The 25612-nt window shown below is 39.3% G+C and carries 23 protein-coding genes; 15 read left to right on the top strand and 8 right to left on the bottom strand.

Annotated elements, in window-relative coordinates; all coding sequences use genetic code 11:
• Positions 1-21: 21 nt before the first annotated feature.
• The 6 genes from EQG61_RS01930 (at position 22) to EQG61_RS01905 (ending at position 5893) form a co-directional block, all read left to right on the top strand.
• Positions 22-2034: a recombinase gene (locus EQG61_RS01930; protein ID WP_129460199.1), complete on the top strand. Its 2013-nt coding sequence runs from the start codon at positions 22-24 to the stop codon at positions 2032-2034.
• Position 2035: 1 nt separating this feature from the next.
• A complete protein-coding gene (gene dinB / locus EQG61_RS01925) occupies positions 2036-3118 on the top strand; it encodes a DNA polymerase IV (RefSeq protein WP_129460198.1) in 1083 nt (360 codons plus the stop codon).
• A gap of 90 nt (positions 3119-3208) precedes the next feature.
• Entirely contained in the window at positions 3209-3787 is a 579-nt protein-coding gene (locus tag EQG61_RS01920) for a hypothetical protein (protein WP_129460197.1), read from the top strand.
• A gap of 160 nt (positions 3788-3947) precedes the next feature.
• Positions 3948-4334, top strand: coding sequence for a DUF3997 domain-containing protein (locus EQG61_RS01915; protein WP_164974871.1), 387 nt, complete (start codon positions 3948-3950; stop codon positions 4332-4334).
• Positions 4335-4646: 312 nt separating this feature from the next.
• On the top strand, positions 4647-5252 hold the full coding sequence (locus EQG61_RS01910; protein ID WP_129460195.1) for a hypothetical protein: 606 nt from the start codon (positions 4647-4649) through the stop codon (positions 5250-5252).
• 191 nt (positions 5253-5443) lie between these two features.
• Positions 5444-5893: a hypothetical protein gene (locus EQG61_RS01905; RefSeq protein ID WP_129460194.1), complete on the top strand. Its 450-nt coding sequence runs from the start codon at positions 5444-5446 to the stop codon at positions 5891-5893.
• A gap of 176 nt (positions 5894-6069) precedes the next feature.
• On the opposite strand, the gene EQG61_RS01900 is transcribed toward EQG61_RS01905, so the two are convergent.
• The 6 genes from EQG61_RS01900 to EQG61_RS01875 form a co-directional block, all read right to left on the bottom strand.
• Entirely contained in the window at positions 6070-6822 is a 753-nt protein-coding gene (locus tag EQG61_RS01900; RefSeq protein WP_129460193.1) for a Bax inhibitor-1/YccA family protein, read from the bottom strand.
• Positions 6823-6931: 109 nt separating this feature from the next.
• Positions 6932-8365 (bottom strand): pyruvate kinase, encoded by a 1434-nt coding sequence (gene pyk, locus EQG61_RS01895; protein WP_129460192.1) that lies wholly within the window; start codon positions 8363-8365, stop codon positions 6932-6934.
• A gap of 3 nt (positions 8366-8368) precedes the next feature.
• Positions 8369-8854 (bottom strand): IPExxxVDY family protein, encoded by a 486-nt coding sequence (locus tag EQG61_RS01890; RefSeq protein ID WP_129460191.1) that lies wholly within the window; start codon positions 8852-8854, stop codon positions 8369-8371.
• A 113-nt stretch (positions 8855-8967) separates the two neighbouring features.
• Positions 8968-9714, bottom strand: coding sequence for a ribonuclease III (gene rnc / locus EQG61_RS01885; protein ID WP_129460190.1), 747 nt, complete (start codon positions 9712-9714; stop codon positions 8968-8970).
• Positions 9715-9722: 8 nt separating this feature from the next.
• The gene (fabF, locus tag EQG61_RS01880) at positions 9723-10976 is read right to left on the bottom strand and encodes a beta-ketoacyl-ACP synthase II (protein WP_129460189.1); all 1254 of its coding nucleotides are present in this window, start codon (positions 10974-10976) and stop codon (positions 9723-9725) included.
• Positions 10977-11152: 176 nt separating this feature from the next.
• Positions 11153-11389 carry an acyl carrier protein gene (locus EQG61_RS01875; protein WP_026980165.1) on the bottom strand — a complete coding sequence of 79 codons (237 nt, stop codon included), beginning with the start codon at positions 11387-11389 and terminating at the stop codon, positions 11153-11155.
• Between the two features lie 184 nt (positions 11390-11573).
• Between EQG61_RS01875 and purN the strand changes: the two genes are divergently transcribed.
• Complete coding sequence (gene purN, locus EQG61_RS01870; RefSeq protein ID WP_129460188.1) at positions 11574-12137, top strand: phosphoribosylglycinamide formyltransferase; 564 nt, start codon at positions 11574-11576, stop codon at positions 12135-12137.
• Between the two features lie 29 nt (positions 12138-12166).
• Entirely contained in the window at positions 12167-12643 is a 477-nt protein-coding gene (gene rnhA / locus EQG61_RS01865; RefSeq protein WP_129460187.1) for a ribonuclease HI, read from the top strand.
• On the opposite strand, the gene EQG61_RS01860 is transcribed toward rnhA, so the two are convergent.
• On the bottom strand, positions 12635-12967 hold the full coding sequence (locus tag EQG61_RS01860) for a PD-(D/E)XK nuclease family protein (protein ID WP_129460186.1): 333 nt from the start codon (positions 12965-12967) through the stop codon (positions 12635-12637). The genes rnhA and EQG61_RS01860 overlap by 9 nt on opposite strands.
• A 287-nt stretch (positions 12968-13254) precedes the next feature.
• On the opposite strand from EQG61_RS01860, the gene EQG61_RS01855 reads away from it, so the two are divergent.
• The 3 genes from EQG61_RS01855 (at position 13255) to EQG61_RS01845 (ending at position 18041) form a co-directional block, all read left to right on the top strand.
• On the top strand, positions 13255-15003 hold the full coding sequence (locus EQG61_RS01855) for a hypothetical protein (protein ID WP_129460185.1): 1749 nt from the start codon (positions 13255-13257) through the stop codon (positions 15001-15003).
• A gap of 88 nt (positions 15004-15091) precedes the next feature.
• A complete protein-coding gene (locus tag EQG61_RS01850; RefSeq protein WP_129460184.1) occupies positions 15092-16015 on the top strand; it encodes a PfkB family carbohydrate kinase in 924 nt (307 codons plus the stop codon).
• A gap of 127 nt (positions 16016-16142) precedes the next feature.
• Entirely contained in the window at positions 16143-18041 is a 1899-nt protein-coding gene (locus tag EQG61_RS01845) for an amidophosphoribosyltransferase (protein WP_129460183.1), read from the top strand.
• 425 nt (positions 18042-18466) lie between these two features.
• On the opposite strand, the gene EQG61_RS01840 is transcribed toward EQG61_RS01845, so the two are convergent.
• Positions 18467-19075 (bottom strand): superoxide dismutase, encoded by a 609-nt coding sequence (locus tag EQG61_RS01840; protein ID WP_129460182.1) that lies wholly within the window; start codon positions 19073-19075, stop codon positions 18467-18469.
• A gap of 106 nt (positions 19076-19181) precedes the next feature.
• Here EQG61_RS01840 and EQG61_RS01835 point away from each other — a divergent pair, with 106 nt between their 5' ends.
• From EQG61_RS01835 to EQG61_RS01820, 4 genes are all read left to right on the top strand, one after another.
• Positions 19182-19721 carry a GNAT family N-acetyltransferase gene (locus EQG61_RS01835; protein WP_129460181.1) on the top strand — a complete coding sequence of 180 codons (540 nt, stop codon included), beginning with the start codon at positions 19182-19184 and terminating at the stop codon, positions 19719-19721.
• Entirely contained in the window at positions 19718-22873 is a 3156-nt protein-coding gene (locus EQG61_RS01830) for a UvrD-helicase domain-containing protein (RefSeq protein ID WP_129460180.1), read from the top strand. The genes EQG61_RS01835 and EQG61_RS01830 overlap by 4 nt, the downstream gene beginning before the upstream one ends.
• Before the next feature lie 16 nt (positions 22874-22889).
• Positions 22890-24083, top strand: coding sequence for a glycine C-acetyltransferase (gene kbl, locus EQG61_RS01825; protein ID WP_129460178.1), 1194 nt, complete (start codon positions 22890-22892; stop codon positions 24081-24083).
• A gap of 80 nt (positions 24084-24163) precedes the next feature.
• A complete protein-coding gene (locus EQG61_RS01820; RefSeq protein ID WP_129460176.1) occupies positions 24164-25579 on the top strand; it encodes an OmpA family protein in 1416 nt (471 codons plus the stop codon).
• Positions 25580-25612: the final 33 nt, after the last annotated feature.

The raw sequence follows: 25612 nt of genomic DNA, 5'->3' as shown, positions 1-25612 counted from the left end.
ATCGACCCCATTCCAAAGCCTATGCAAAAGAAACAAAAATTTTCGACCTATTCTGAATGGTATGCATTTCATTTTTTAACGCCCAATCCCAAGGATTCCCTGAGTTTTTTGGTCGATTTGGTTCAAATGCTTCGTCCGCGTAATCCAAAATCATTTGAATCACTATCGATTCAGTCGTTTTTAGCCTTTTTAAGCCAAGATATAGAACATCGCAAACAAATTGGCAAGCGTGTAACGAACGTGCTTCACCGTCGAAAATTTGCTCGAATTTTGTCGGATACCGGTATTTTACGGGATTCCGATTTTTGGTGTGAAATCAAACAACGGGCATGGGCTAAGATTTTGCCGTTTCAACCCGATGAAGATACGCTTGAATTTGTACTGAATCAAGTGTTTTATAAATCGTCGGATCCCATTTGGTTGGCCAAAATTCCGTTGGAGGAATTACAAGAACTTTTTTCATTGTTAGTTTTTTCTGATGCCTATACGACTGCGGCGGATGCTACTCCTTTATCGGAATTGTTAACGGCAACCGCTTTGTTGTCGCAACGAATGAGCGGTCGTGCCTTGGAAAGCGATGTGATTAAAATGGTGCCCGAGTATGCCGATTTAGAAAGTCCGTTTTTGGCCTTTGAAAATGAATTCGAAGTTTTACATCACCAAATTCGTCAAGGAGAATATCATGCCGTTTCTGCTGCTGATTTGAATTACAAACAATTGCTCATCTTGCACAAACAATGCGAAGAATACGTCGATAAAGCCTTTCAAAACAGCGCCAAGTTTGGAATTTCCTTAAAAGTAAACCAAAGTTTATTGCGTATTCGACAGCAATTGCAACGGGTTAAAGCATTGTTGACGTATTTGGTGGTTGAAAAACCGATTGACCGAAAAAATAATTCTATCCTATTGGCTTTGCGTTTGATTCGGTTCAATTGCCAAAAGAATAATGTGCGCCAATTGTTTAATGAAAGTACGCAACTCATCGCCTACGAAATCACCCAGCACACCGCTCGTACTGGGGAACATTATATTACCGAAACCCGTTCAGCTTATTTTTCTATGCTTAAAGCCGCATTAGGCGGTGGTTTTATCGTCGGATTTCTGTGTATTTTCAAATTGTTGTTTTCCAAAACCGAAGGAAGTGCTTTTGCACACGCGGTACTCTATAGTTTAAATTATGCTTTTGGATTTATATTGATTTACCTTACGGGCTGTACCTTGGCGACCAAACAACCCGCTATGACAGCAGCGACCATCGTGAAATCTCTTGAAGAGGGTATGCGAAAATCATCAGCAAAAGAGGACAATAAACACCGCTCGTTTGCTCGTTTGTTTGCCCGACTCTTTCGCTCGCAATTCATAGCCTTTTTTGGAAATGTAATCATGGCATTTCCCGTAGCTTTTGTTTTAATCTGGGGGATTGATCAACTCTGGGAAGTCAATATCGCTTCGGAAAAAGCATATACGTTACTCACCGATTTGTCACCCATTGATTCTTTAGCAATAGTTCATGCTGCCATCGCTGGTCTATTTTTGTTTTTATCGGGAATTATCTCGGGGACAATTTCCAACGCCAACAAACACAATCGTGTCTATTTTCGAATCAAAGAACATCCTGTATTGAAGCAAACTTTAGGAGTAGTTAAAACCGAACGAATAGCCAGTTGGTTTACCCACTATTGGCCCGGTGTGGCTTCTAACGGTTGGTTTGGTGTGTTTTTGGGAAGCACAGCTTCGTTGGGAATTTTCTTCGGACTCTCCTTAGATATTCGCCACATTACTTTTTCGGCGGGTAACTTTGCGATGGGGCTGTATGGTGCCGATTTTCATGTCGCTGTGCCCATGTTGTTTTGGGCGATTATCGGAATTGGTGTCATTGGTTTTATTAATTTTATCGTGAGTTTTTCCTTGTCGCTCGGGTTGGCATTACGCTCCCGTAATATTCCATTTTCTGAATTGGGATTGTTGTTTCGGGCGACGTGGAAGTATTTCAAAAAACACCCTTTGGCCTTTTTTATTCCTGTAAACGATTGATATGGAACCCGAGTTTCGCCAGCGCAAAATTATTCACATCGATATGGATGCGTTTTATGCTTCTGTGGAGCAAATGGACAATCCCGAATTAAAGGGAAAGCCCATTGCGGTGGGCGGTAGTGAAGTGCGCGGTGTGGTTTCGGCAGCGAGTTATGAAGCCCGAAAGTTTGGCGTGCGCAGTGCAATGAGTGGGGTACAAGCCAAACGACAATGTCCCGAATTAATATTTGTGCGTCCTCGCTTTGATCGTTATACCGAAATTTCCAAACGCATTCGGGCGATTTTTCGGGAGTATACCGACTTGGTCGAACCTTTGTCACTCGATGAAGCGTATTTGGATGTGACGGTAAATAAAAAAGGGAACCCGAGTGCGTCGTTAATTGCGCAAGAAATTCGGGCCCGGATTTTCAATGAAATCGGGTTAACAGCCTCGGCAGGGATATCCAACACGAAGTTTGTGGCCAAAGTTGCCAGCGATTACAACAAACCCAACGGTCAAAAAACGGTGCCACCGGATGAAGTGGAAGCGTTTTTAGAAGCTTTGGACATCAAAAAGTTTTATGGCATTGGGAAAGTCACGGCCGAGAAAATGTACCACCACGGGATTTTTACGGGGGCCGACTTAAAAGCGCGATCCCGGGACTATTTGGAGGAGCATTTTGGCAAGAGCGGTGGCTTTTATTACAACATCGTTCGAGGAATTCATTACAGCGAAGTCAAACCCAACCGCATATCCAAGTCGGTTGCCGCCGAACACACCTTTCGCGAGAACTTGACCTCGGAATTGTTTATGGAAGAAAAACTGCAACGGATCGGGGAGGAGTTGGAACGCCGCTTAAAAAAGCACAACATTTCGGGAAAGACCGTCACTTTAAAAATCAAATACAGCGACTTTACCACCCAAACCCGCAGCAAAACCTTACCCTATTTTATCGCCGACAAAGGCTTGTTGTTTGAAACTGCCAAAGAGTTGTTGTACCAAGAGCGCTTGAAAGAATCGGTGCGGTTGTTGGGGATTTCGTTGAGTAATTTAAACACCGAAGTCAAGAAAACGGTGGTGGTGCAGTTGAAGTTTGCGTTTTAGTTGTTGAGTTAAAATGCGTTTTGGGTTTGTTAAAAAGATAGAATAATTCCCAAAAACGAGTATTTTTACTTCATTATTAAAAGCCATAATATGCGTTATAGTATATCCAAAAGAACCATTTTTCGTTTTCTCAGTTTTATTTTAGTATTGATTAGTTGTACTTCTTGTGGAAGTTTTGGTAATTCCATTCTTTTTCAACGTTCGCTTTCCAAACCAACTTTGGTACAGTTGGAAAAACCTGCCGCTTATGAAGTGAGTGATTCACTCATGTTACCTGAGATAGATAGTGTGATGCAGTCGGTTTTTTATCGGAAGAATATCCGATTGGTTACTACGAAATCGCGTTTTGTATTGCATCTTGAAAAAGTAAAATATACCATTCATGAAGTAGAGAAACTACAGTTTGATCGAAATGGACAAGGCAATGGTTACGGTATGGAAAATGAAATTTATCTCAATTTTCAAGGGTATATTTTGGACACATTAACGAAAAAGACTGAAAAATTACCCTTAGAAACCTTGGATTCAAAACCACAAACCACTTATATTTTCAATGGTTCAGTGGGTTTGAATACGAGTAGGGTTTCGTTACGTGAACCTTTAAAAGCGAATTTTCTTTTATATTCCCATTTGGTAGTGCGTTTTATTGAGAAACGGAAGCGGGAGTAAAATTTTATTCTGATCCATTCATTAAATCCGAATTATATTAAGTCATTACTTTATGCGTACTTATTATCTATTTCTGCTCATTTTGTTATTTGGATGTCAAGGGACAGTCCCTTTATCGTTGGGACAAGATTTCTATTTGGATTATGACCGCAATGGATACATGGCTGTAGTAGAAATGAATGAACGCGATAAAGGAACAGCAGGGCATGTCATCAATGGTGAAATATTAGAAATAAATGCCGATTCAAATTTTATCATTGCTAAAATTAAACCCGTAGATAAAATACGAAAAAGTGTGTCTCAAGAAGTTTCAAATAATTTGAAAAAGTTAAAAGAAGAGATTGCAAATAGCTCGTTACAGGAGTTTTGGATTATTGAAAAAAACACAAAACCAAGACTAGAATATGATTTGGAAGGAAATACCTACCTTTCAAATTACAAAGTATACGGGCCATACACTAATAATGAGTTTTTAAATACAACTAAAAACAGGGGTGTGTCAAAGAAGTTGAAATTATTACCATTACAGGAATTTATAAACTCCTGATGGCGCGGATATTCTATCCGGGCCCGCTAAGAAAAAAGAAAAACTACATCTAATTAGGTTTAGTTTATTTGTTGATTATAAATAGGGAATACAATATCCCAGGTTTAGCACGGATTATAAATCTGCGCTATCGGGTTATTTAAATAATATACCTTATAATCTTTTACCAAAAACTGAGAGAAATATCAATTCTGAATTTGGAAAAGAATTAAGGAAGAAGACTATTAGAGCAGGAGCTGAAAAAACTCAAGTTTTTGAAGTTTATATGGGGTGGAAAGAAGATTATAAAAAAGGATTAAAAAAATCTAGATCATGAACAAAGTAGTTATTCTTTTATTCTTATTTCTTATCAAGAACGAGGAATACGCTGGGCTTTACGAATATAGCGCTAATGAAAATAGTGCAATGTATTTGAAAGAGAGTATCAACTTATTCCCCAATAATACGTTTACCTATAATTATGCTTGGGAGTTTTCAAAATTTACTGTCAATGGAAATTATAACATTAATCAAGATACTCTGACACTGGATAGCTATCCTCAAAGAGATAAAATTATAGTTAATGAGTCATTCAAAGGGAGTAAAAAGAAATCAATTTTTACAGTAAAAAATAAAAGAGAGGAAAAAATAACTTATCATCTTACTTTATTTTTTGAAAATGATAGTGTAGCTCGTTTTGAAAATCAATTTGGGGATTTAATAGTTAATTCTAGAGCGTTGAAAAGTTTTTATGTACAAACAACTCAAGGAATAACATCACCTACTTATTTTATTTTGGGAAAAAATGTAAATAATTTCAAAATCACTATGGAAACTAATAGGGTGTTTGAAAATGAAAAATGGGTAATAAAAAACAATACAATAAGACACAAAGGAATGAATGGTGAATTTCTTAACTACTTTCTAAGCAAAAAGTAGATGTAGTAATGGATTGTAATACCTGATGGCGCGGATATTCAATCCGTGCCCGCTAAGAAAAAAGAAAAACTACATCTAATAAGGTTTAGTTTATTTATTGATCATAAATAAGGAATACAATATCCCAGGTTTAGCACGGATTATAAATCCGCGCTATCGGGTGGAATGGATACTGTAATTATTAGCAAAAAATGAAATTGTACACCGTTGAAAAAATAAATATTAGCAAGTTTTATTTGTTCCTATTATTTGGGGTATTATGTTATGTTTTTTTAATGATTTTAGTAATTAGTATTCTAACTATGATTTACCCTAAATTCAGTAATGTAAATTTGGTTCTTGTTGTAACAGCATTGGTCTCTGCAAACTATATTTATAAATTTTCTTTTTCAAAATCATCACACAGCACAGAAATTAAGATTAATGAAAAGAAAATAGTTGTTGGAGAAAGCGAGTTCCTATTGGACGATATAAAAAATGTAAAATTCAAAAGACTACGATTGAATTACTATCCTACGTTACAGATTGAATTAACTAATGCAAATAGAATTAGTTTTAGGATAGCAAAAAATGATGATTTTTATAAACTAATAGCAGGGCTTGAAGCAAATGCTAAAATTAGTAAAGTGCTTAGCTATTAGTAAGTTGTTGTCTACCTGAAGGCGGCGCTGTAAAAACAAGCAGGCCGCTGAGGACCCTGCCTACCGGCAGGCAGGTTGCAACGAACAACAGGAAAAGGCTCCAAATAACAACTTCATTTTTCAAACAAAAAACCACCCCGAAGGATGGTTTTGTAGTGTTTTATCGTGAAGACCGTTTAGTCTCTGCTGTTTATTTTAGAAAGTAAACGCAAGAACTCGACATACAACCACACCAAGGTGATCATCAAGCCCATGGCGCCGTACCATTCCATGTATTTTGGGGCACGATTGGCCACTCCGCGTTCGATTTGGTCAAAGTCCAAAAAGATGTTTAATGCCGCAATCACAATCACAAATACGCTGATTCCGATGCTCATCAAGCTGTTGCCGTAATGTACGGGTTGGAAGTTGGTGAACAAGGTAATTAACCAAGTGATTAAATAATAGGCTGCAATGGCTAAAGTCGCCGCTACCACTACGGAACGGAACTTCTCAGTCACTTTTATAATTTGGAATTTGTATAATCCTAAGCACACAAAAAAGGTGACAAAGGTTGCACCTACTGCTTGGATAACAATTCCGGGGTACTTTGCTTCAAAAAAGGCCGATAAACCGCCAATGAATAAACCTTCAAAAATGGCGTAACCCGGCGCTAAATACGGTGATAATTCGGGTTTGAAAGTCGAAACCAATACGGCAATCATTCCTACGATGGCGCCGCCAATAATAAGAATTACTGGATTGAAACCGGAGCCGGTCATGGTCCATGTGGTCACTGCACCAGCAACCAACAAGATTAACATGATGAATGCTTTGTTGATGGTGCCGCTAAGGCTCATGGTTTGGTTGTAATCAATAAGTACGGCATCGTGAACCGTTTCGGAATTGTTGTACGATTTGGTGTTGAAAAATGGGTTTTTAGATTCCATATTACGTGTGTTTATTACTCAAAGATAGATTGATTTTTTGAAAAGAAAAAAGGATTATCAAAATTCTAACGTTTCGACAATCCTTTTCGTATGTAATTGTTTATTGGTCTTATTCGATCTCCGAAATACGAAGGGTGTTCACCATTCCGCGCTCTACTACGGGCATTGCGGCCAAGTTGATTAAGATATCGCCTTTTTTCACAAAGCCACGTTCTTTGGCCATTTGGTTGATGTCGTCCACGGTGTCATCTGTGGTTACAAATTTATCGTAGTAAAACGCATTTACGCCCCACAATAAATTCAATTGGGTCAAGATGCGCTTATTTGATGTGTACACCAAAATATGCGCTGATGGGCGCCAAGCCGAAATTTGAAATGCCGTATAACCGCTGTTGGTTAAGGTTGAAATCGCTTTCGCTTTGATGTCGTTGGCCATGGTAGCCGCGTGGTAACAAATCGATTTGGTAATGAAACGTTTGGTACGCACGTGCGGTGCATTTTGAGGCACTTGAATCAGCGGAGAATCTTCTACTGCTTCAATGATTTGTGTCATTTTCTCGATTACTTGTACGGGATAGTTTCCTACCGAAGTTTCTCCTGAAAGCATTACCGCATCGGCACCGTCCATTACTGAGTTGGCCACGTCGTTAACTTCGGCACGTGTTGGCGTCAAACTCGTGATCATGGTTTCCATCATTTGAGTAGCCACGATTACAGGGATGCGAGCCGTTTTGGCACGGTGGATTAATTTTTTCTGGATTAACGGTACTTCGTGTGCCGGAATTTCAACACCGAGGTCGCCACGTGCAACCATCAAACCGTCGCAATACGCCACGATTTTGTCGATATTTTCTACCGCTTCAGGTTTTTCGATTTTGGCTACAATCGGAATTTTATGGTCGGTGTGCTCACTGATTAAGTCTTGCAATTCCATCAAATCTTTTGGGGTACGCACGAAAGAAAGTGCAATCCAATCCACATTGCTTTCAATGGCAAAAATGGCGTCTTTGATGTCTTTTTGCGTTAAAGCCGGTAAGGAAACTTTGGTGTTGGGAAGGTTTACTCCTTTTTTGGATTTCAAAGGTCCGCCTTGAATCACTTTGGTTTTCACTTCGTCTTTTCCGTCGGTTGCTACCACTTCGAAGATAAGTTTTCCATCGTCTAACAAGATGCGTTCACCCGGATTTACATCACTTGGAAACGCTTTGTAGTTCATATAAACGCGTTCGGCGTTACCCGGAACATCTTCAGCAGTTTGGAAGGTGATGATGTCACCTGGATTCACGACTACATCTTCTTTCATCACGCCTACACGCAATTTTGGACCTTGTAAATCGGCTAAAATGGCGGTAGTATAGCCAAATTCATCGTTTAATCCGCGGATGATATCAATGCGTTCTTTTACATCGGCATAGTCGGCATGTGAAAAGTTGATACGGAACACATTTACTCCGGCATCAATCATGTCTTTAATCACTTCGCGTGTGCTACATGCCGGGCCTAATGTGGCCACAATTTTGGTCTTTTTTCTAGTGGTTGGCATTCTTTAAAAAATTAAATTGTGTTTTGACTTCAATTTGTCTTTATCGATACAGTAAGCAAGGCTTACCCATTCAATGTCGCTTATTTTTTTGACTAAGGCTTCTACATCCAAATCGTCTTCTAGATTTTCGATTTTGAGCAAATAGTCTACTTTTTTGAATTCGGGCAAAAGATATACGGTGGTTGCGATTTCTTCTTGTAAACTGGCAAATAAATCACCAGTTCCTGAAGTAACGTTGGCAATCTCGCTTTTATTTTGTACCAAATTCCAAGTTATAAACTGGGCTTCGTCGTAAAATTCAAAGCGGGAGAGTCCGGTCAATCCGTCTTTCACCTGAATTTGAAGGTCTTCTTCACTGCGTGCGAGAAGCACTTCGAGTTGGCGGTTAATGTGGTAAGCCAAGCGAGAATCTTCCAAAGTGGTGTGGATTGCAATTACTTCATAATCGCTTTCCTCAAACTCATGGATGTAGATTTTTTGAGTTGCCATTTACGCCAAAATAAGTTGTAAATATACGGGTAATCGGAATCGGTTTTACCGAAAGGAAGTTAGATTAACGTTATTTTATGAACGAAAACGTTGTAGATTTTTAAGAGATTGCACTAATTTTTGTTAATTTTTTCCTGAAATGCAAAATAAGCGCGTTTAGCAGCAATTTCTTCTGCCTTTTTCTTGGAGGTGGCTCTTGATTTGGCGACCACTTTGTTGTTGATGCTGAGTCGGACCCCAAAATATTTTTGGCCATCGTTTCCATTGTCGTCAAAAACATCAAAATGGAAATGCAGTTTTTCTTTTTGGCACCATTCGATAACCAAACTTTTGTAGCTAATAACTTTGCCTTCCAGTTTGGCAATATCTACATAAGGAATAATGACTTTTTCATGGATAAATTTTTCGCAAAAACTATAGCCTTTATCTAGGAAAATAGCGCCTATTAAAGCTTCAAAAATATTACCATGGATGTTTTCGCCAAAATGTTGGGGCGGTACTTTACTCTCCACAAACTGAATGAGGTTGAGGTCACGTCCGAGTTCGTTGAGGTGTTCGCGGCTCACGATTTTCGAACGCATTTTAGTGAGGTAGCCTTCGTCGCCAGATGGAGCTTCTTTGTAGAGATGGGCTGCAATGACAGAGCCTAGCATGGCATCCCCGAGGAATTCAAGGCGTTCATAATTAATCGGACTCCCGTTTTCATCAAGAATATTGGAGGAGCGGTGGGTAAACGCTTTTTTGTAATACCGCAAATTTCCGGGAGCAAAGCCCAGAATTTGTTGAATGGATTCAAAAAAAATCCCGCCCTCAAGTTGAGGACGGGAAGTTTTACCAAATATTTTTTTAATAATACGCATAGACGTGATTAGGCCTCAATTTTTCTGAAAAGTACACAAGCGTTGTGGCCACCAAACCCAAATGTATTGCTCATCGCGACATTGATTTCGCGTTTTTGTGCTTTGTTTAGGGTCAAGTTTAATGAAGGGTCAATATTTTCATCGACAACTTCATGGTTGATGGTTGGCGGAACGATACCGTGTTTCATAGCCAAAATTACCGCAATCGCTTCAATCGCACCCGCAGCACCTAGAAGGTGACCTGTCATGGATTTGGTTGAATTGATGTTCATGGTTTTGGCATGGTCACCAAATACTGCACTGATGGCTTTTAATTCGGCCACATCACCCAGTGGGGTTGAAGTACCGTGTGTATTGATATGATCCACATCGTTAGGGTTCATACCCGCATCGCGCAAGGTGTTTTTCATTACGGCAATAACGCCCACTCCTTCAGGATGTGGTGCGGTTAAGTGATAGGCATCAGAAGATAAACCACCACCGCCGATTTCACAATAAATTTTTGCGCCACGGGCTTTGGCATGTTCGTATTCTTCCAACACTAACGCTCCAGCACCTTCTCCCAATACGAAACCGTCACGGGTCGCATCAAAAGGGCGCGATGCGGTTGCCGGACTATCGTTGCGGGTTGAAAGGGCGTGCATGGAGTTGAATCCACCCATACCGGCAATCGTTACTGCTGCTTCAGAACCTCCAGAGATGATCACATCACACATTCCTAAACGGATGTAGTTGAATGCGTCAATCAAGGCATTGGCTGAAGAAGCACAAGCAGAAACCGTAGTATAATTGGGTCCCATATAGCCGTTGCGCATAGAAATGTGCGCAGGGGCAATATCGGCAATCATTTTCGGGATAAAGAAAGGATTGAATTTAGGTGTTCCGTCGCCTTTGGCATAGTTTAAAACTTCATCTTGGAAAGTTTCTAAACCACCGATTCCGGCACCCCAAATCACTCCTACGCGACTTTTGTCCACATTGTCGTCGGAAATTCCGGCGTCTTTAATGGCTTCGTCACTGGCTGCAATGGCATATTGTGAAAATTTATCCAAACGGCGGGACTCTTTGCGGTCCATGTATTGCTCCACATCAAAGTTTTTGACTTCACAAGCAAACTTTGTTTTGTGTTTTTCGGTATCGTAATACGTAATGGGTGCAGCACCGCTACGACCGTTTACTAAACCGTCCCAATATTCCTCGATGGAATTTCCAATAGGAGTTAGGGCTCCAAGTCCGGTTACAACAACACGCTTTAATTGCATAGAGATGTTTTTTAGTTTGTTCTTAATATAAAGAATACCCGTGTTCCTTTTTTGTGTTAGCGCAAAGAGACAGGGGTATTTATATAAATGATTGATTTACAATCGTAAAATCGTAATTTTAAAAAATAATAAAAACCCGTACAGACGTTTCGAATATACGGGTTTACTATATTTTATTATTTTTTAGCTTCTTCGATGTAAGAGATAGCTTGACCAACAGTTGAAATGTTCTCAGCCTGATCGTCTGGAATTTGGATGTCAAATTCTTTCTCGAACTCCATGATAAGCTCAACAGTATCTAATGAATCCGCTCCTAAATCGTTAGTGAAGCTTGCTTCAGATACAACTTCATTTTCGTCAACTCCTAGTTTGTCCACGATAATCGCTTTAACTCTTGATGCAATGTCTGACATAGTTTCTAATTTTTAATTTTAAATTGATGGCAAAAATAAAAAACTTTATTTTATTTCTACATTTTGATTCATAAATGTTGTAACGAAGGTAATAAAATATTTTAACAATCCTTTAGGCATCGGTGATTTATCTCATTAATTATTTGTTTTTTTGCATACGAAACACGACTAATTTTTCGCTCATATGTCACAAATTGTGATTTTTGCCTCCGGTTCGGGAACCAATGCCGAAGCCATTATTCGGTATTTTTCTAACAAACAGGTTCATGTATCCGCTGTTTTTTGCAATAATCCCCAAGCGGGAGTGATTGCGAAAGCACAGTCGCTTGGTGTAGCCGTTGAGTTGTTTGATAAATCCCAACTGACTGATGGCGACGTGTTGCAGCGTTTGCATAATTATCACCCTGATTTGATTGTATTGGCCGGATTTTTATGGATGTTTCCGACTTCTATTTTAAAGTTATATCCCAAAGTCGTTAATATTCATCCCGCCTTACTCCCTAAATTCGGTGGAAAAGGAATGTATGGAAATCACGTGCACCAAGCAGTACTAGATGCGGGTGAATCTGTTACAGGAATTACCATTCATTATGTTAACGAGCACTATGACGAGGGCGCAATTATAGCCCAATTTGAAACTTCCATTGTAGATTGTGTAACTGCAACCTGTATTGCAGCCAAAGTTCATGATTTGGAACAAGATCATTTCCCCAAAGTAATTGAACAACTACTCACCACCAACTCATAATTCATAACTCATAATTCATAACTCTTTATATGTATCAAATCCATCTTTACACCGACGGCGCAGCGAAAGGAAATCCGGGCAATGGCGGGTATGGTGTAGTTTTGGAGCAAGTGGGAACAGGCTATCGCAAAGAGTTTTATGAAGGTTTTCGCTTGACAACCAATAACCGTATGGAATTGTTAGCGGTGATTGTGGGTTTGGAAAAATTGAAACAACCAGGCATGTCCGTATTGGTGGTGTCGGACAGTAAATATGTGGTTGATGCGGTCGAAAAAGGCTGGGTGATGGGTTGGGAGAAAAAAGGCTTTCAAGGCAAGAAGAATCCCGATTTGTGGATTCGTTTTTTAAAAATATACCGCAAGCACAAAGTGGATTTTAAATGGGTGAAAGGGCACAACAATCATCCGCAAAACGAGCGTTGCGATCAATTGGCGGTGATGGCTTCCATGCAGCCCAATTTATCGGTGGATACTTACTATGAGCAGCATCAGGACAGCTTACTTTGAATTGCGCTTCAAACTTTTTAATAACGCATTGTGTTCTTCGAGGAGTAGGATGTACTTCTTTCGCCAAAATTCTAACGTATTTTCTTCATCGGGATATTTGTTTTCAGGCTCTTGTATGTGATTTCGGCGAATTTCCTTGATTTCAGTACTAAAGTCGTGTTTGATAATTTTTCCTATTTCGAGCACGGTGTCAAGGGAGACATTTTGGTTTTCAAACATCAAATAGAACCACCGCCGACTCTTACCCATTCGTTTTGCAATTAAACTAATGGGAATGCCACTTAAGTAAATCGCATTTTTGAGTATTTCTCCGCGGTGTTCCATAGTGCAAAGTTTTACACCTATGTGGGAAAAATATTTCTCAAAAATTTCTCAGATGTGTGAAAGTTTTGTAATTTAGACAAAGTAAATGGATTATTTCAAAATATAAACCTATGGGCCTCTGTGGAGGTGCAACAGGTCGTGTGTTTACACGGTAGTTTTCAAGATTAACGACTTGAAAGCTATAATTAGAAAGTGACGAAACCCGGTTTAGGCCGGGTTTTTTATTTTTCCTAAATTGGAAAACACACGAAACGCACTTTCTTTTCGTTTAGCTTATAAACTGTTTTATGAAAGCCATTATTTTAAGTATTGTTGCCATTATAGCAACAAATGTATTTGCCCAAACGTCAAAATCGAAGGTGAACGTCTTCACTCAAAAGGATCTGAATGCCTATCAACTGGATCAAAACACCTATGATTTTATTGGAAAGGATAGTTACCTAAGGCGTCATTCCGCTGTCGATACGAGTTCGTATTTTTTAGATCCTAAAAACTACAAAGGTATTTTGAATTATGGCGTATCGTTTGAAGCCAGCGACAAAAGGAATTATATATTTATCGAAGATTATCGAGTTTATTATACGGATGTTGCTTTTGAGCGCTGTAATTTTTCGGTTGCAGACAGTATAGTGGAACTAGAAGGGCGAATTTCTGGCGGATGGAACGTTATGGACTTCAAAGGAAAGCCACCTAGAGATGTGGTAGAAGTGACTCTTGGAGCCCTTGAAAAAGGGAAAAGAACGATTTATTTTCCCTATAATGTTAAAGACCAATACCAAGGTAAAAATGGGGATTTTTATACCCTTGTTACCCATAACGGTGTGCCGAAGCAAACTACTTTCCCTCTAGATACGTTGGATGCTGCCTTTTTTACTGCTGTGCAGTTCAAAAAAGAATTTAATGCAGCAATGCCGTTTAAAATTCGATGCAAAGTGACACCCACAACCGTCTTAAGTATTGGAAAAGCTTCCTGTTATGGCCATTTATATGCATTGGGCGAAATGGTTTTTGCTCAAAATAAAAAGCGACCCAAGATTAGTCCACGACGTCCCAAAGACGCTCCTAGATTTCAATCCATCATTGAAAATAATGAGCAAGTAAACAGCGCCAAACCTAAAGAAGAGGCGTCGGCCTATTATCAATTGACTGCCCAAGCAGAGCAATGTATTATTTCACGCCAATATGCCAAAGCCAAAGCAGCATACACTTCGTTGGCGGCATCTTATCCTACACTATATGCACGTGATATCCACAATGCGATTCGGGTTTGCATTTTGTCCCGCGATCTTGATTCTGCATTTTGGTGGAGCGAAAAGTTAGCCGCCAAAGGAATTGAATTGCCTTATTTTAATTCGAAGCTCGTCAGTGGACTAAAAAAGAATCCGCGTTGGAAGTCATTTAGTGCACGGTACGATTCGATCGCAAAACAAGCCCAAAAAAATTGGGATATTCCGCTGAAAAAAGCGATGATAGCACTATGCGATGAAGATCAATCCGACTATGGTTTAGAAAATCGTAAAGATTCTCGAGCACTCTATGAAACTACGGAACGGGTTACTGCAAAACTCGTTGATCTCCTAAGGCAAAAAGGGTTTCCTTCTGAGGAGAAAATCGGCGCGTTTACCAAAAAGGATACCGTACTTGTTCAAGCGCCCGATTTTTATGTCGTTTTTAGACATGCTGTGCAACAAAAGCCCAAAAGCTTGGACGAACTCAACGCTTTGTTGGATACCTACTATAAAAACTTCGCATTTGATAAGAAACGAAGTTCGACCCATCGCAATTTTCCTGGAGCCTGTTTTCATATCTACAAAGGCAATTTGTATATCGATAAATCGTGTGCCTATAATAGTGATAGTATGGTGAAAAAAATGGTGTTTATGTTTAAAAATCCACATGGGTTTATTATCGATAACGGGAATTATATTATATCAGAATACAATCCAGAAGATCCAAAAGAATGGGACGATTATTATGAAGCCAATTTTAATTTGGTACAGAAACTTACCGATGATTGGAAATTTTATGAAAAATAAATCCATCAAACACGTTTTAAAGCCCATACCCTTAGCTACATTTTAATCTAAAAATGTATCTTTGCCCCTTTAAAATAAAAACGAGTTCATGAACAAGCTTTTAATCGTAGGTACTGTGGCTTTTGATGCTATCGAAACGCCATTTGGAAAAACCGACAAGATATTAGGAGGTGCGGGTACATTCATCGGATTGTCGGCCTCACATTTTAATCTACAATCCGCGATTGTTTCAGTGGTTGGAGATGATTTTCCACAAGACTATTTGGATTTATTGACGGCACGTAATATTGACATTTCCGGTTTGGAAATTGTACAAGGTGGCAAAACGTTCTTTTGGAGCGGTCGTTACCATAACGATATGAATTCTCGTGATACTTTAGCTACAGAGCTTAATGTATTGGCTGATTTTAACCCCATTGTACCTGAGAATTTCAAAGATGCCGACGTAGTGATGTTGGGGAACTTGCATCCCTTGGTACAAACCGGTGTTTTGAATCAATTGACTGCAAAGCCTAAGTTGGTCGTGTTGGATACCATGAACTTCTGGATGGATTGTGCATTGCCCGAATTATTGGATGTAATCAAACGTGTAGACGTTATTACCATTAATGATGAAGAAGCGCGTCAATTGTCGGGCGAATATTCCTTGGTGAAAGCTGCCGCTAAAATTCATACGATGGGTCCGAAGTATGTAGTGATTAAAAAAGGAGAACACGGCGCATTGTTGTTCCATAACGAACATATTTTCTTTGCACCGGCATTACCTTTAGCAGATGTATTTGATCCAACAGGAGCAGGAGATACCTTTGCAGGAGGATTTTCCGGATACATTGCACAACAAGGTGACACCTCATTTGAAACGTTGAAAACTGCTATCATCCAAGGGTCTAATTTGGCTTCCTTTTGTGTGGAGCAATTTGGAACGGAGCGAATGGTGCGCTTAACGAAAGACGAAGTGGCGCAACGCTTGAAACAATTTAAAGCGCTGACGCAATTTGAAATAGAATTATAGTAACTTTATGCCTCGAAATTTTCGGGGCATTTTTGTTTACTTTAAAAATAAATGTTTTGAGAATTTCATTGGTTTTCAGGACACTAAACCACAACACAACAACACAAACACAACACAACAACAATTTATGAGTGATGCAGTAAAACACGAATGTGGAATTGCACTCTTACGGTTGAAAAAACCGTTGGATTACTACAAACAAAAATACGGTTCGGCTTTCTATGGCATACAAAAAATGTATTTGCTTATGGAAAAGCAGCACAACCGTGGGCAAGATGGTGCCGGATTTGCTTCGATCAAATTTGATGTCGATCCGGGGGAACGGTACATCAGTAGGATTCGTTCCAATGATGCACAACCGATACAAGATGTTTTTGCCCAAATCAATCAGCGTATTAATAGCGAACTCGAAGCCCATCCCGATAAAGCAGATGATGTGGCTTGGCAAAAAGCAACATTGCCGTACATCGGTGAATTGTTTTTAGGGCATGTTCGTTATGGTACTTTTGGTAAAAACAGTATTGAAAGTGTACACCCGTTTTTACGTCAAAACAATTGGATGCACCGCAACTTAATTGTGGCGGGGAATTTTAATATGACCAATGTGACCGAACTTTTTGCTAGTTTGGTAGAATTGGGGCAGCATCCTAAAGAAATGGCGGATACCGTTACCGTAATGGAAAAAATTGGGCATTTCTTGGATGACGAAGTAACCGATTTGTACCAAGAATGTAAAAATGAAGGTTTGTCCAAAAGAGAAGCTTCTCCTGTTATTGCCGAACGCTTAAATATTAATCGTATTCTAAAACGTGCGTCACGCGGCTGGGATGGCGGATATGCGATGGCCGGACTGTTTGGACACGGCGATGCCTTTGTGTTGCGCGATCCAGCAGGAATTCGTCCCGCCTTTTTTTATGAAGATGAGGAAGTGGTTGTCGTTGCCTCAGAACGGCCTGTGATTCAGACTGTATTTAATGTTGCTTTTGACTCCATTCAAGAGTTACAGCCCGGACATGCTTTGATTATTAAGAAAAACGGTACCGTTACAGAGGAAGAAATTATTGTACCAGTTCAAAAACGCGCGTGTTCGTTTGAGCGCATCTATTTTTCAAGAGGAAGCGATGCCGAAATCTACCAAGAGCGCAAGGCTTTAGGGAAATTAATTTTACCAGATGTATTGGAGTCGATAGGTCAAGATACCGACAATACGGTGTTTTCTTATATTCCGAATACAGCTGAGACCTCGTTCTTCGGTATGGCAGAAGCGGCAAATGACTTTTTAAACCAACGTAAAAACCAATATATTCTCGATAATCGTAAAACGTTAACGAAGGAAAAATTGGAAGAAATCTTGGCGGTAAAAATCCGCACCGAGAAAATCGCCATCAAAGATGCTAAGTTGCGCACCTTTATCACAGAAGACAGCAGTCGGGATGATTTGGTGGCTCACGTGTATGATGTCACCTATGGCGTGATTCAGCCTACAGACAACTTGGTGATTATTGACGACAGTATTGTGCGGGGTACGACGTTAAAAAACAGTATCCTTCGCATGATGGATCGTTTACGACCGAAAAAAATTGTGGTAGTTTCTTCAGCGCCACAAATTCGCTATCCCGATTGTTACGGAATAGATATGGCTAAACTGGAAGGACTTGTCGCCTTTCGCGCAGCGGTTGAATTGTTAAAAGACAATAATCAACTGGATATCATAGAAGAGGTGTATCGCAAGTGTAAAGAACAAGAAGGAAAGCCCGATGTTGAAATAGTCAATCATGTGAAGGCGATCTATTCGTCATTTAGCGATAAAGAAATTTCCAAGAAGATAGCTGAACTCCTGAAACCAGAGGGGATTCAGGCTGAGGTGGATATTATTTTCCAAACGGTAGATAATTTACATTTGGCCTGTCCAAAGCATATTGGTGATTGGTATTTTACAGGAGATTATCCTACACCAGGAGGCAATCGTGTTGTGAATAAAGCATTCATGAATTTTTATGAAGGTAAAGACGCTAGAGCTTACTAAAATTCTGAAAAACATGCACTTTATCGATTTTTATGGTTATTCATCAATATTATTTTGAATCAGATAAAGCGTCGCTATATATTTGGATCACCATAGCATTAGTAGGTTAAGTTTATGGTAGATTTGGGGCAAAAAGGGTGAAAAGAAATTTTCACCTTTTTTATTTTTACACGGTTTCTTTCAACCACTTTTATTTCCCTAGTATCCCCTCTTATTTTAATCCTTTTAGCTTAAAATTTTGTAAACAGTTGTTTAACAAAACATATATTATTAAATTTGTTCTACCATAGAATTTAGTAGGTTAAGTTTATGGTAGATTTGGGGCAAAAAGGCGTTCGTAACCACGAACGTCTTTTTTATTTTATAGCTATAAAAAAAGCCCGACTGCAAAGGCAATCAGGCTAGTATTATTAGTTGGAATCGTTTTATTTATTCGCTTCGAATAAACGAGCAACTTCGTTCCAATTAATCACATTGAAAAAGGCTTCAATATAATCAGGACGACGATTTTGGTAGTTTAAATAGTAGGCATGTTCCCAAACGTCCATCCCTAAAATAGGAAATCCCTGACAAGCCACACCCGGCATTAACGGATTGTCTTGGTTAGGAGTGGCGCATACTTCTAATTTTCCACCTTTGTGAACACATAACCAGGCCCAACCTGAACCAAATTGCGTAGCACCTGCTTTCGCAAATTGTGCTTTAAATTCTTCGAAAGAGCCAAAATCACGGTCGATAGCTGCACCCAAATCTCCTGAAGGTTTGCCTCCTGCATTGGGAGCCATGATGTTCCAAAATAAGTTGTGGTTGTAGAAACCACCCCCGTTATTTCGGATTGCTCCTTTGGTCATGTCTAAGTTTTCTAAAATCTCTTCAATGGATTTTCCTTCTAAATCGGTTCCAGCAATGGCCGCGTTTAAGTTCGTTGTATACGCGTTATGGTGTTTGCTGTGGTGGATTTCCATCGTACGAGCATCAATATGAGGTTCCAATGCATCATACGCATAGGGTAATTGTGGTAATTCAAAAGCCATAATTATTTCGTTTAAGTGAATACTAAATTGAATTCAAATTTATACATTTAACTTCGGAATAGAAAATACTATTTCTCGATTTAACGATAGATTTAACGTATTATTAATGACGCCATTTACGCTACAGCCCACCGATTTAATAGGAAATAAAATTCGGTTGCTTCCCCTCAAATCCGAGCATTTTGAAGGACTTTTTGCTGTGGCTGCAGATCCGCTTTTGTGGGCACAACATCCCAATCCCAATCGGTATCAACGGGACGTTTTTGAAAATTATTTTGAAGGTGCTCTGGCTTCTCATGGTGCCTTTTTGGTTGTGGAAAAAGAAACTGATGCCGTAGTGGGTTGCAGCCGGTTTTACGATTATGATGCTTCAACTTCCTCTATTTTGATTGGCTACACCTTCGTGGGTAGGTCGTATTGGGGAAAAGGATTCAACCGTGAATTAAAGAAACTCATGCTTTCATACATATTCCAATATGTCGATACCGTTTTCTTTCACATTGGCGCGCAGAATCTACGTTCGCAAAAAGCCATTGAAAAAATTGGTGCCCAAAAAGTAAGTGAAATCGAAGTGGCGTATTACGGCGAACCCGAAAAGATTAACTTTGTGTACGAAATTCAACGCCATCAAATTTCTGGATTATGAGAACGACCGCCTTTTCATTGTATGACGCTTCAGCCGGATCAGGGAAAACCTATACTTTGGTCAAAGAGTATCTAAAAATTATCCTCTTAACACCCAAACCCGATGCCTATCGCCACATTTTAGCCATCACTTTTACCAACAAAGCGGTGCACGAAATGAAAAGTCGGGTCGTAGAAAGTTTATCCCAATTTGCGAGTGAAACTCCTTCAGAAAAGGCGATGGATTTTATGCAGGATGTTGCGCGAGATACCGGACTCTCCTTAGCAGCCATTCAAGAAAAGGCGCGATTGATTATCAAACATTTGATCCATAACTATGCGGCTTTTGATATTTCAACTATTGATAAATTTACCCACAAAGTCATTCGTGCCTTTGCTCACGATTTGAATTTGCCCATCACTTTTGAAGTTTCCTTGGACACCGATAGTTTGTTGACAGAAGCCATTGATGCTATCATTGCGCAAGCCGGTGAAGACGAAACGTTAACCCAGCTTTTAGTGAATTATACGATGGAAAAAACCGACGATGACAAGAGTTGGGATATTTCCAAAGACATTTTTGAAACGGGCCGTTTGTTATTAAATGAAAACAATCGGGAAGAGATTTTACAACTTCAGGAAAAGTCAATTCAAGACTTTGTGGTGTTGAAAAATAAATTGATCGAACTCACCGCATCTCTTGAATCAGAAGCGATTGCAACAGCCCAAGCGATTTTGGATTTCTTGGAAGGACATGGAGTCGATTTAAAATCATTTAAAGGCAGCTATTTCCCCAACCATTTAAAGTCAATTGTTGCCAATAAATACAACCCGAGCAATAAATCGTATCGCGAACCGGAAGCCATTGTAATCAATAAAACGGCGAAAGATGGTGCTTTGATCGAATCGCTTTTGCCCGAAATCATGGCGATGTTACAAACTTTATATGCGTGTTTGGATAAGCAATTGTTTTACACGGCTTTTTTGAAAAACGTCACACCGCTTTCTTTGCTCAACACCTTGCAGAAAAAATTACAAGCTTTACAAGAAGAGCAAAACATATTGTCGATTGCCGAATTTAATAAGTTGATTCACGAACAAATTCAGCACCAACCCGCGCCTTTTATTTATGAAAAATTAGGGGAGAAGTACCGTCATTTTTTCATTGATGAATTTCAAGATACGTCGGAATTGCAATGGAAAAATTTAATTCCACTAATTGACAATGCCTTGGCAGGCGAAGAAAATGGAGTTGCAGGTTCGCTATTGTTAGTGGGCGATCCCAAACAATCCATTTACCGTTGGCGGGGTGGAAAAGCGGAACAGTTTATTGCTTTAGGTAAAGGAGAAAATCCCTTTTCCAACAAAGATTTTGCTCGAAAAACCTTGGAAACGAATTACCGGAGTTATTCGGAAATTATCGAATTTAACAACGATTTCTTTCAATTTTTGTCGGGCAAATTTGATAATGAAGATTATAAAAATTTATACGAACAGTACAGCAGTCAGAAAACAACAGCCAAAAAAGGCGGGTTTGTTTCCTTTGAATTTCTACCAGATGTACCCAAAAACGAGCAAGACGAAGATACATTAGACAAAGCGGATCATTATCTTCAATCGGTAGTAAATACGATAGCTTCCATTCGAAATCAAGGATTTGCCTATCGCGATATTGCGATACTAATTCGCAACAACCGTCATGGTGCGTTGCTAGCCCAATTTTTGACCGAACAAGGACTGCCGATTGTTTCTTCGGAGAGTTTAATGTTGGCTGCTTCGGGAGAAGTTCGGGTCTTAATTGCCGTGTTGCGGTATTTGAACAATCCGTCAGATTTGGAAGCCAAAGCTCAATTTTCCTATTATTTGGCCAAAAACACATTTCCTGAATCCATTCACGATTTTATAGCCAACGGAATGACAATGAAACAAGAGTCGCTTTGGGAACATTATTTAAAAACGAGTTTAGGACCAAAATGGGCTTCTTTTTCTTTTCAAAACCTCCGAAAAAAAGCATTGTTTGATGCGGTAGAATATTTATCAGAATTAATCATTCCAGCCGAAAAACACAATGCCTACCTCCAATATTTTCAAGATGTAGTTTTGGAGCAAGACCTGCGAAAACAAATGGGATTGTCTGATTTTTTGAACTTTTGGGACAATCACGCGCACAAACTCAGTATTTCCTCTCCTGAGGGCAACGATGCTATTCGAATTATGACCATTCACAAGTCGAAAGGATTGGAGTTCCCCGTTGTACTTTTCCCATTTGCTGAAGAAAATTTGTCGTTGTCCAAAGGGGATAAAATGTGGTTGGACACCAATGAGGATGAAATTGGAATTTCCAAAGCCTTAGTCGCCAAAAAGAATGAGGTAGAAGGTTATAATGCCGAAGCTGCCGTGGTCTATAACCAACGCAAACAAGAAGATTTACTCGATACGATTAATGTGCTATATGTAGCTTTAACCCGTGCGGTAGAGCAATTGTATGTGATTTCGGCGAATAATCGAACAACAAAAGGGGAATTACGAAATAATCTCTCTTCCTTTTTTATTGAATTTCTAGAAAATAACGGACATTCAATTGATGAAGGGCCTGTATATTTTGGAAATCCCCAGCGAATTTCAAGACCTGAAGTTCAGGGGCGATCGTCGCAAATCATCCCCAAAGTGGTTCAAAAATTTGACCCAAAAAATATAAAAATCGCCCAACGCGAAAGTTTGATGTGGAACACCCACCAACAAGAAGCCATCGCTTATGGAAATTTGGTGCATGAAATAATGGCGAAAATAAAAGTAGCTTCGGATGTGGAATGGGCCTTACAACGCGCCTTAGAAGAAGGATTAATTCATGGTGATCAATTAGCTACAATTCAAGCTACGGTTGAATCTCTCGTTTTTCATGAGGAGTTGACGGAATTTTTTGAAACCCATGCCAAAGTATACAATGAACAGACCTTGTTGCTTGAGCATGGTCCCGTATTAAAACCCGACCGTGTAGTCATCAATGCACAGAATCAGGCTTATTTATTGGATTACAAAACGGGAACGCATCAAGAGAAATACCGTAAACAACTTGACGGTTATGCACAAGCTTTGGAAGCCATGGGATTGAAAGTGATGAAAAAAACATTGGTTTACATTGGCGAGCAAGTCGAAATTGTACATTTGCACTAACAAACGAACGAATACTATGTACGGAAAAATTCAACAACATTTACAAAATGAAATCCAGTCGATTAAAGACGGAGGAATATTTAAAAAAGAACGCATCATCACCTCACCTCAAGGTGCTGAAATCACAGTTAATGGTGAGACCGTTTTAAATTTTTGTGCGAATAATTATTTGGGTTTATCTTCACATCCAGAAGTTATACAGGCAGCAAAAGACGCTATGGATACCCATGGTTTTGGAATGTCTTCGGTGCGATTCATTTGTGGGACCCAAGATATTCATAAAACTTTAGAACAAAAGATTGCTGATTTTTACGGCACAGAAGATACGATTTTATATGCGGCTGCATTTGATGCAAATGGAGGCGTTTTTGAACCTTTGTTGGGTGAAGAAGATTGTATTATTTCGGATAGTTTGAATCATGCTTCGATCATTGATGGCGTGCGTTTGTGTAAAGCAGCAAGGTATCGGTATGAAAATAACAACATGGCCGATTTAGAAGCACAACTTCAAAAAGCCACAGCGGCCGGACATCGATTCAAATTAATTGTAACCGATGGTGTGTTTTCTATGGATGGTTTAGTAGCACCCTTGGATAAAATTTGCGATTTGGCCGATCAATATGATGCATTAGTCATGGTGGATGAATGTCATGCCGCCGGATTTATTGGTGCAACTGGAAAAGGAACGCTAGAAGCTAAAGGTGTAATGGGTCGGGTAGACATTATTACTGGAACTTTAGGTAAAGCTTTGGGAGGTGCCATGGGAGGTTATACCACTGCCAAAAAAGAAATTATTGAAATTTTAAGACAGCGTTCGCGTCCGTATTTGTTTTCAAATTCGTTAGCGCCAAGTATTGTTGGGGCTTCCATCAAAGTTTTTGAATTATTAGAAAAAGACACTTCGTTGCGCGATCAATTGGAATGGAATACCAATTATTTCAAAAAAGGAATGAAAGAAGCAGGGTTTGATATCATTGATGGGGACTCAGCGATTGTACCCGTAATGCTTTATGATGCCCAACTTTCACAGGTGATGGCCGATGAATTATTGAAAAAAGGGATTTATGTAATTGGGTTCTTTTACCCGGTAGTGCCAAAAGAAAAGGCCCGAATTCGCGTGCAACTTTCAGCAGCACACACCCAAAACCATCTCGATAAAGCAATAGCTGCATTTACTGAGGTAGGAAAAAGCTTAAACATAATCAAGTGAAATATGTGTTAACATTTTGATATTTCATTAATTGGTTATAATTTTGCGCCATATTCATATAATATCTAACAAAATTAAGTATGAGACATCTTAACAAATTATGTGCTATTTTGATGCTTGCCGGATTAAGTGTTCAGGCTCAAGACAGTAACAACAAATGGGCGATCTCTTTCGGTGCTAATGCAGTTGACGGAGGAAGAGTAAGTGCAGCTTCAAAAATTGATGATCAGTTTTCACAATTCTTTGATGCGAAAAAATACTGGAGCATTATTCCTTCTGTAACCAGTGTCAATGTTTCTAAATACGTAGGTAACAACTTTTCATTTGGTGTTACAGGTTCTGTGAACAAAATCAACAAATTTGTTGGCGAACGTGTTTATGATGCTGCAACAAACACATCTGATTATCCTGTAGCAAATCCTGGGGATTTAATGTACTACAGCTTTGATGGAGTTGTGAAGTATAGCATGATGAACTTAATCAAATCTAAATCTTTTGAACCTACAGCTCATATTGGTGGAGGTTACACTTGGTTAGGTGATGCTTCTGCAGGTACTATTAATGGTGGTTTAGGATTAACGTATTGGTTTGGTAAACAAGTCGGTTTAACGTATTCAGCTACTTACAAATATTCATTTGACGATGCAAGAAACCCAACTTTTGATGTTCCTACACATGTTCAACATTTTGCAGGTTTAATCTTCAAATTTGGTGCTAAAGATTCTGATAACGATGGTCTTTATGATAACGAAGATGCTTGTCCAACTGACGCAGGTACACTAGAATTCAAAGGATGTCCAGATTCAGATGGTGATAAAATCATTGACAAAGAAGATGCTTGTCCTGAAACTCCAGGTTTAGCTCAATTTGGTGGTTGTCCTGATACAGACGGAGACGGAATCCAAGATAAAGAAGATGCTTGTCCAGATGCTGCAGGTGTGAAAGCTTTAGGTGGATGTCCAGATGCTGACGGTGACGGAATCGCTGACAAAGATGACAAATGTATCGATGTTAAAGGTCCTAAAGAAAACGGTGGTTGTCCTTGGCCAGATAGAGACGGTGATAACGTTTTAGATAAAGACGATCAGTGTCCAGATGTAAAAGGTACTGCTGCTAACAAAGGTTGTCCAGAAGTTACTGAAGAAGTAATGAAACGTTTGAATGACTATGGAAAAACTATCTTGTTTGACACAGGAAAAGCTTCTTTCCAAAAACAAACGTATCCAGTTTTAGAAGCTATGACAGCTATCTTCAAAGAATATCCAAATGCACAATTCTCTATCGAAGGTCACACTGACAGCGATGGTAAAGATGCAACCAACTTGAAATTGTCTGAAGAAAGAGCAGCTGCAGTGAAAAACTTCTTAGTAGCTAACGGAATTGACGGTACTCGTTTATCTTCAAAAGGATACGGAGAAACTATGCCAGTAGCTTCAAATAAAACAAAAGCAGGTAAAACACAAAACAGACGTGTTGAAGTGAAATTAGTAAAATAATTTCCTCCTAAATAAATACAGAAAACGCTCCGA

Source organism: Flavobacterium stagni, assembly GCF_004122105.1.
GTDB classification, from domain to species: Bacteria; Bacteroidota; Bacteroidia; order Flavobacteriales; family Flavobacteriaceae; genus Flavobacterium; species Flavobacterium stagni.
This window is presented reverse-complemented; position numbering and strand designations above follow the sequence as displayed.

What these genes read in the sequence shown, in the direction of transcription:
- EQG61_RS01930 (WP_129460199.1), top strand. Translation starts at nt 22, where the DNA reads ATGCAAAAGAAACAAAAATTTTCGACCTATTCTGAATGGTATGCATTT.
- dinB (WP_129460198.1), top strand. Translation starts at nt 2,036, where the DNA reads ATGGAACCCGAGTTTCGCCAGCGCAAAATTATTCACATCGATATGGAT.
- EQG61_RS01920 (WP_129460197.1), top strand. Translation starts at nt 3,209, where the DNA reads ATGCGTTATAGTATATCCAAAAGAACCATTTTTCGTTTTCTCAGTTTT.
- EQG61_RS01915 (WP_164974871.1), top strand. Translation starts at nt 3,948, where the DNA reads ATGGCTGTAGTAGAAATGAATGAACGCGATAAAGGAACAGCAGGGCAT.
- EQG61_RS01910 (WP_129460195.1), top strand. Translation starts at nt 4,647, where the DNA reads ATGAACAAAGTAGTTATTCTTTTATTCTTATTTCTTATCAAGAACGAG.
- EQG61_RS01905 (WP_129460194.1), top strand. Translation starts at nt 5,444, where the DNA reads ATGAAATTGTACACCGTTGAAAAAATAAATATTAGCAAGTTTTATTTG.
- EQG61_RS01900 (WP_129460193.1), bottom strand. Translation starts at nt 6,822, where the DNA reads ATGGAATCTAAAAACCCATTTTTCAACACCAAATCGTACAACAATTCC.
- pyk (WP_129460192.1), bottom strand. Translation starts at nt 8,365, where the DNA reads ATGCCAACCACTAGAAAAAAGACCAAAATTGTGGCCACATTAGGCCCG.
- EQG61_RS01890 (WP_129460191.1), bottom strand. Translation starts at nt 8,854, where the DNA reads ATGGCAACTCAAAAAATCTACATCCATGAGTTTGAGGAAAGCGATTAT.
- rnc (WP_129460190.1), bottom strand. Translation starts at nt 9,714, where the DNA reads ATGCGTATTATTAAAAAAATATTTGGTAAAACTTCCCGTCCTCAACTT.
- fabF (WP_129460189.1), bottom strand. Translation starts at nt 10,976, where the DNA reads ATGCAATTAAAGCGTGTTGTTGTAACCGGACTTGGAGCCCTAACTCCT.
- EQG61_RS01875 (WP_026980165.1), bottom strand. Translation starts at nt 11,389, where the DNA reads ATGTCAGACATTGCATCAAGAGTTAAAGCGATTATCGTGGACAAACTA.
- purN (WP_129460188.1), top strand. Translation starts at nt 11,574, where the DNA reads ATGTCACAAATTGTGATTTTTGCCTCCGGTTCGGGAACCAATGCCGAA.
- rnhA (WP_129460187.1), top strand. Translation starts at nt 12,167, where the DNA reads ATGTATCAAATCCATCTTTACACCGACGGCGCAGCGAAAGGAAATCCG.
- EQG61_RS01860 (WP_129460186.1), bottom strand. Translation starts at nt 12,967, where the DNA reads ATGGAACACCGCGGAGAAATACTCAAAAATGCGATTTACTTAAGTGGC.
- EQG61_RS01855 (WP_129460185.1), top strand. Translation starts at nt 13,255, where the DNA reads ATGAAAGCCATTATTTTAAGTATTGTTGCCATTATAGCAACAAATGTA.
- EQG61_RS01850 (WP_129460184.1), top strand. Translation starts at nt 15,092, where the DNA reads ATGAACAAGCTTTTAATCGTAGGTACTGTGGCTTTTGATGCTATCGAA.
- EQG61_RS01845 (WP_129460183.1), top strand. Translation starts at nt 16,143, where the DNA reads ATGAGTGATGCAGTAAAACACGAATGTGGAATTGCACTCTTACGGTTG.
- EQG61_RS01840 (WP_129460182.1), bottom strand. Translation starts at nt 19,075, where the DNA reads ATGGCTTTTGAATTACCACAATTACCCTATGCGTATGATGCATTGGAA.
- EQG61_RS01835 (WP_129460181.1), top strand. Translation starts at nt 19,182, where the DNA reads ATGACGCCATTTACGCTACAGCCCACCGATTTAATAGGAAATAAAATT.
- EQG61_RS01830 (WP_129460180.1), top strand. Translation starts at nt 19,718, where the DNA reads ATGAGAACGACCGCCTTTTCATTGTATGACGCTTCAGCCGGATCAGGG.
- kbl (WP_129460178.1), top strand. Translation starts at nt 22,890, where the DNA reads ATGTACGGAAAAATTCAACAACATTTACAAAATGAAATCCAGTCGATT.
- EQG61_RS01820 (WP_129460176.1), top strand. Translation starts at nt 24,164, where the DNA reads ATGAGACATCTTAACAAATTATGTGCTATTTTGATGCTTGCCGGATTA.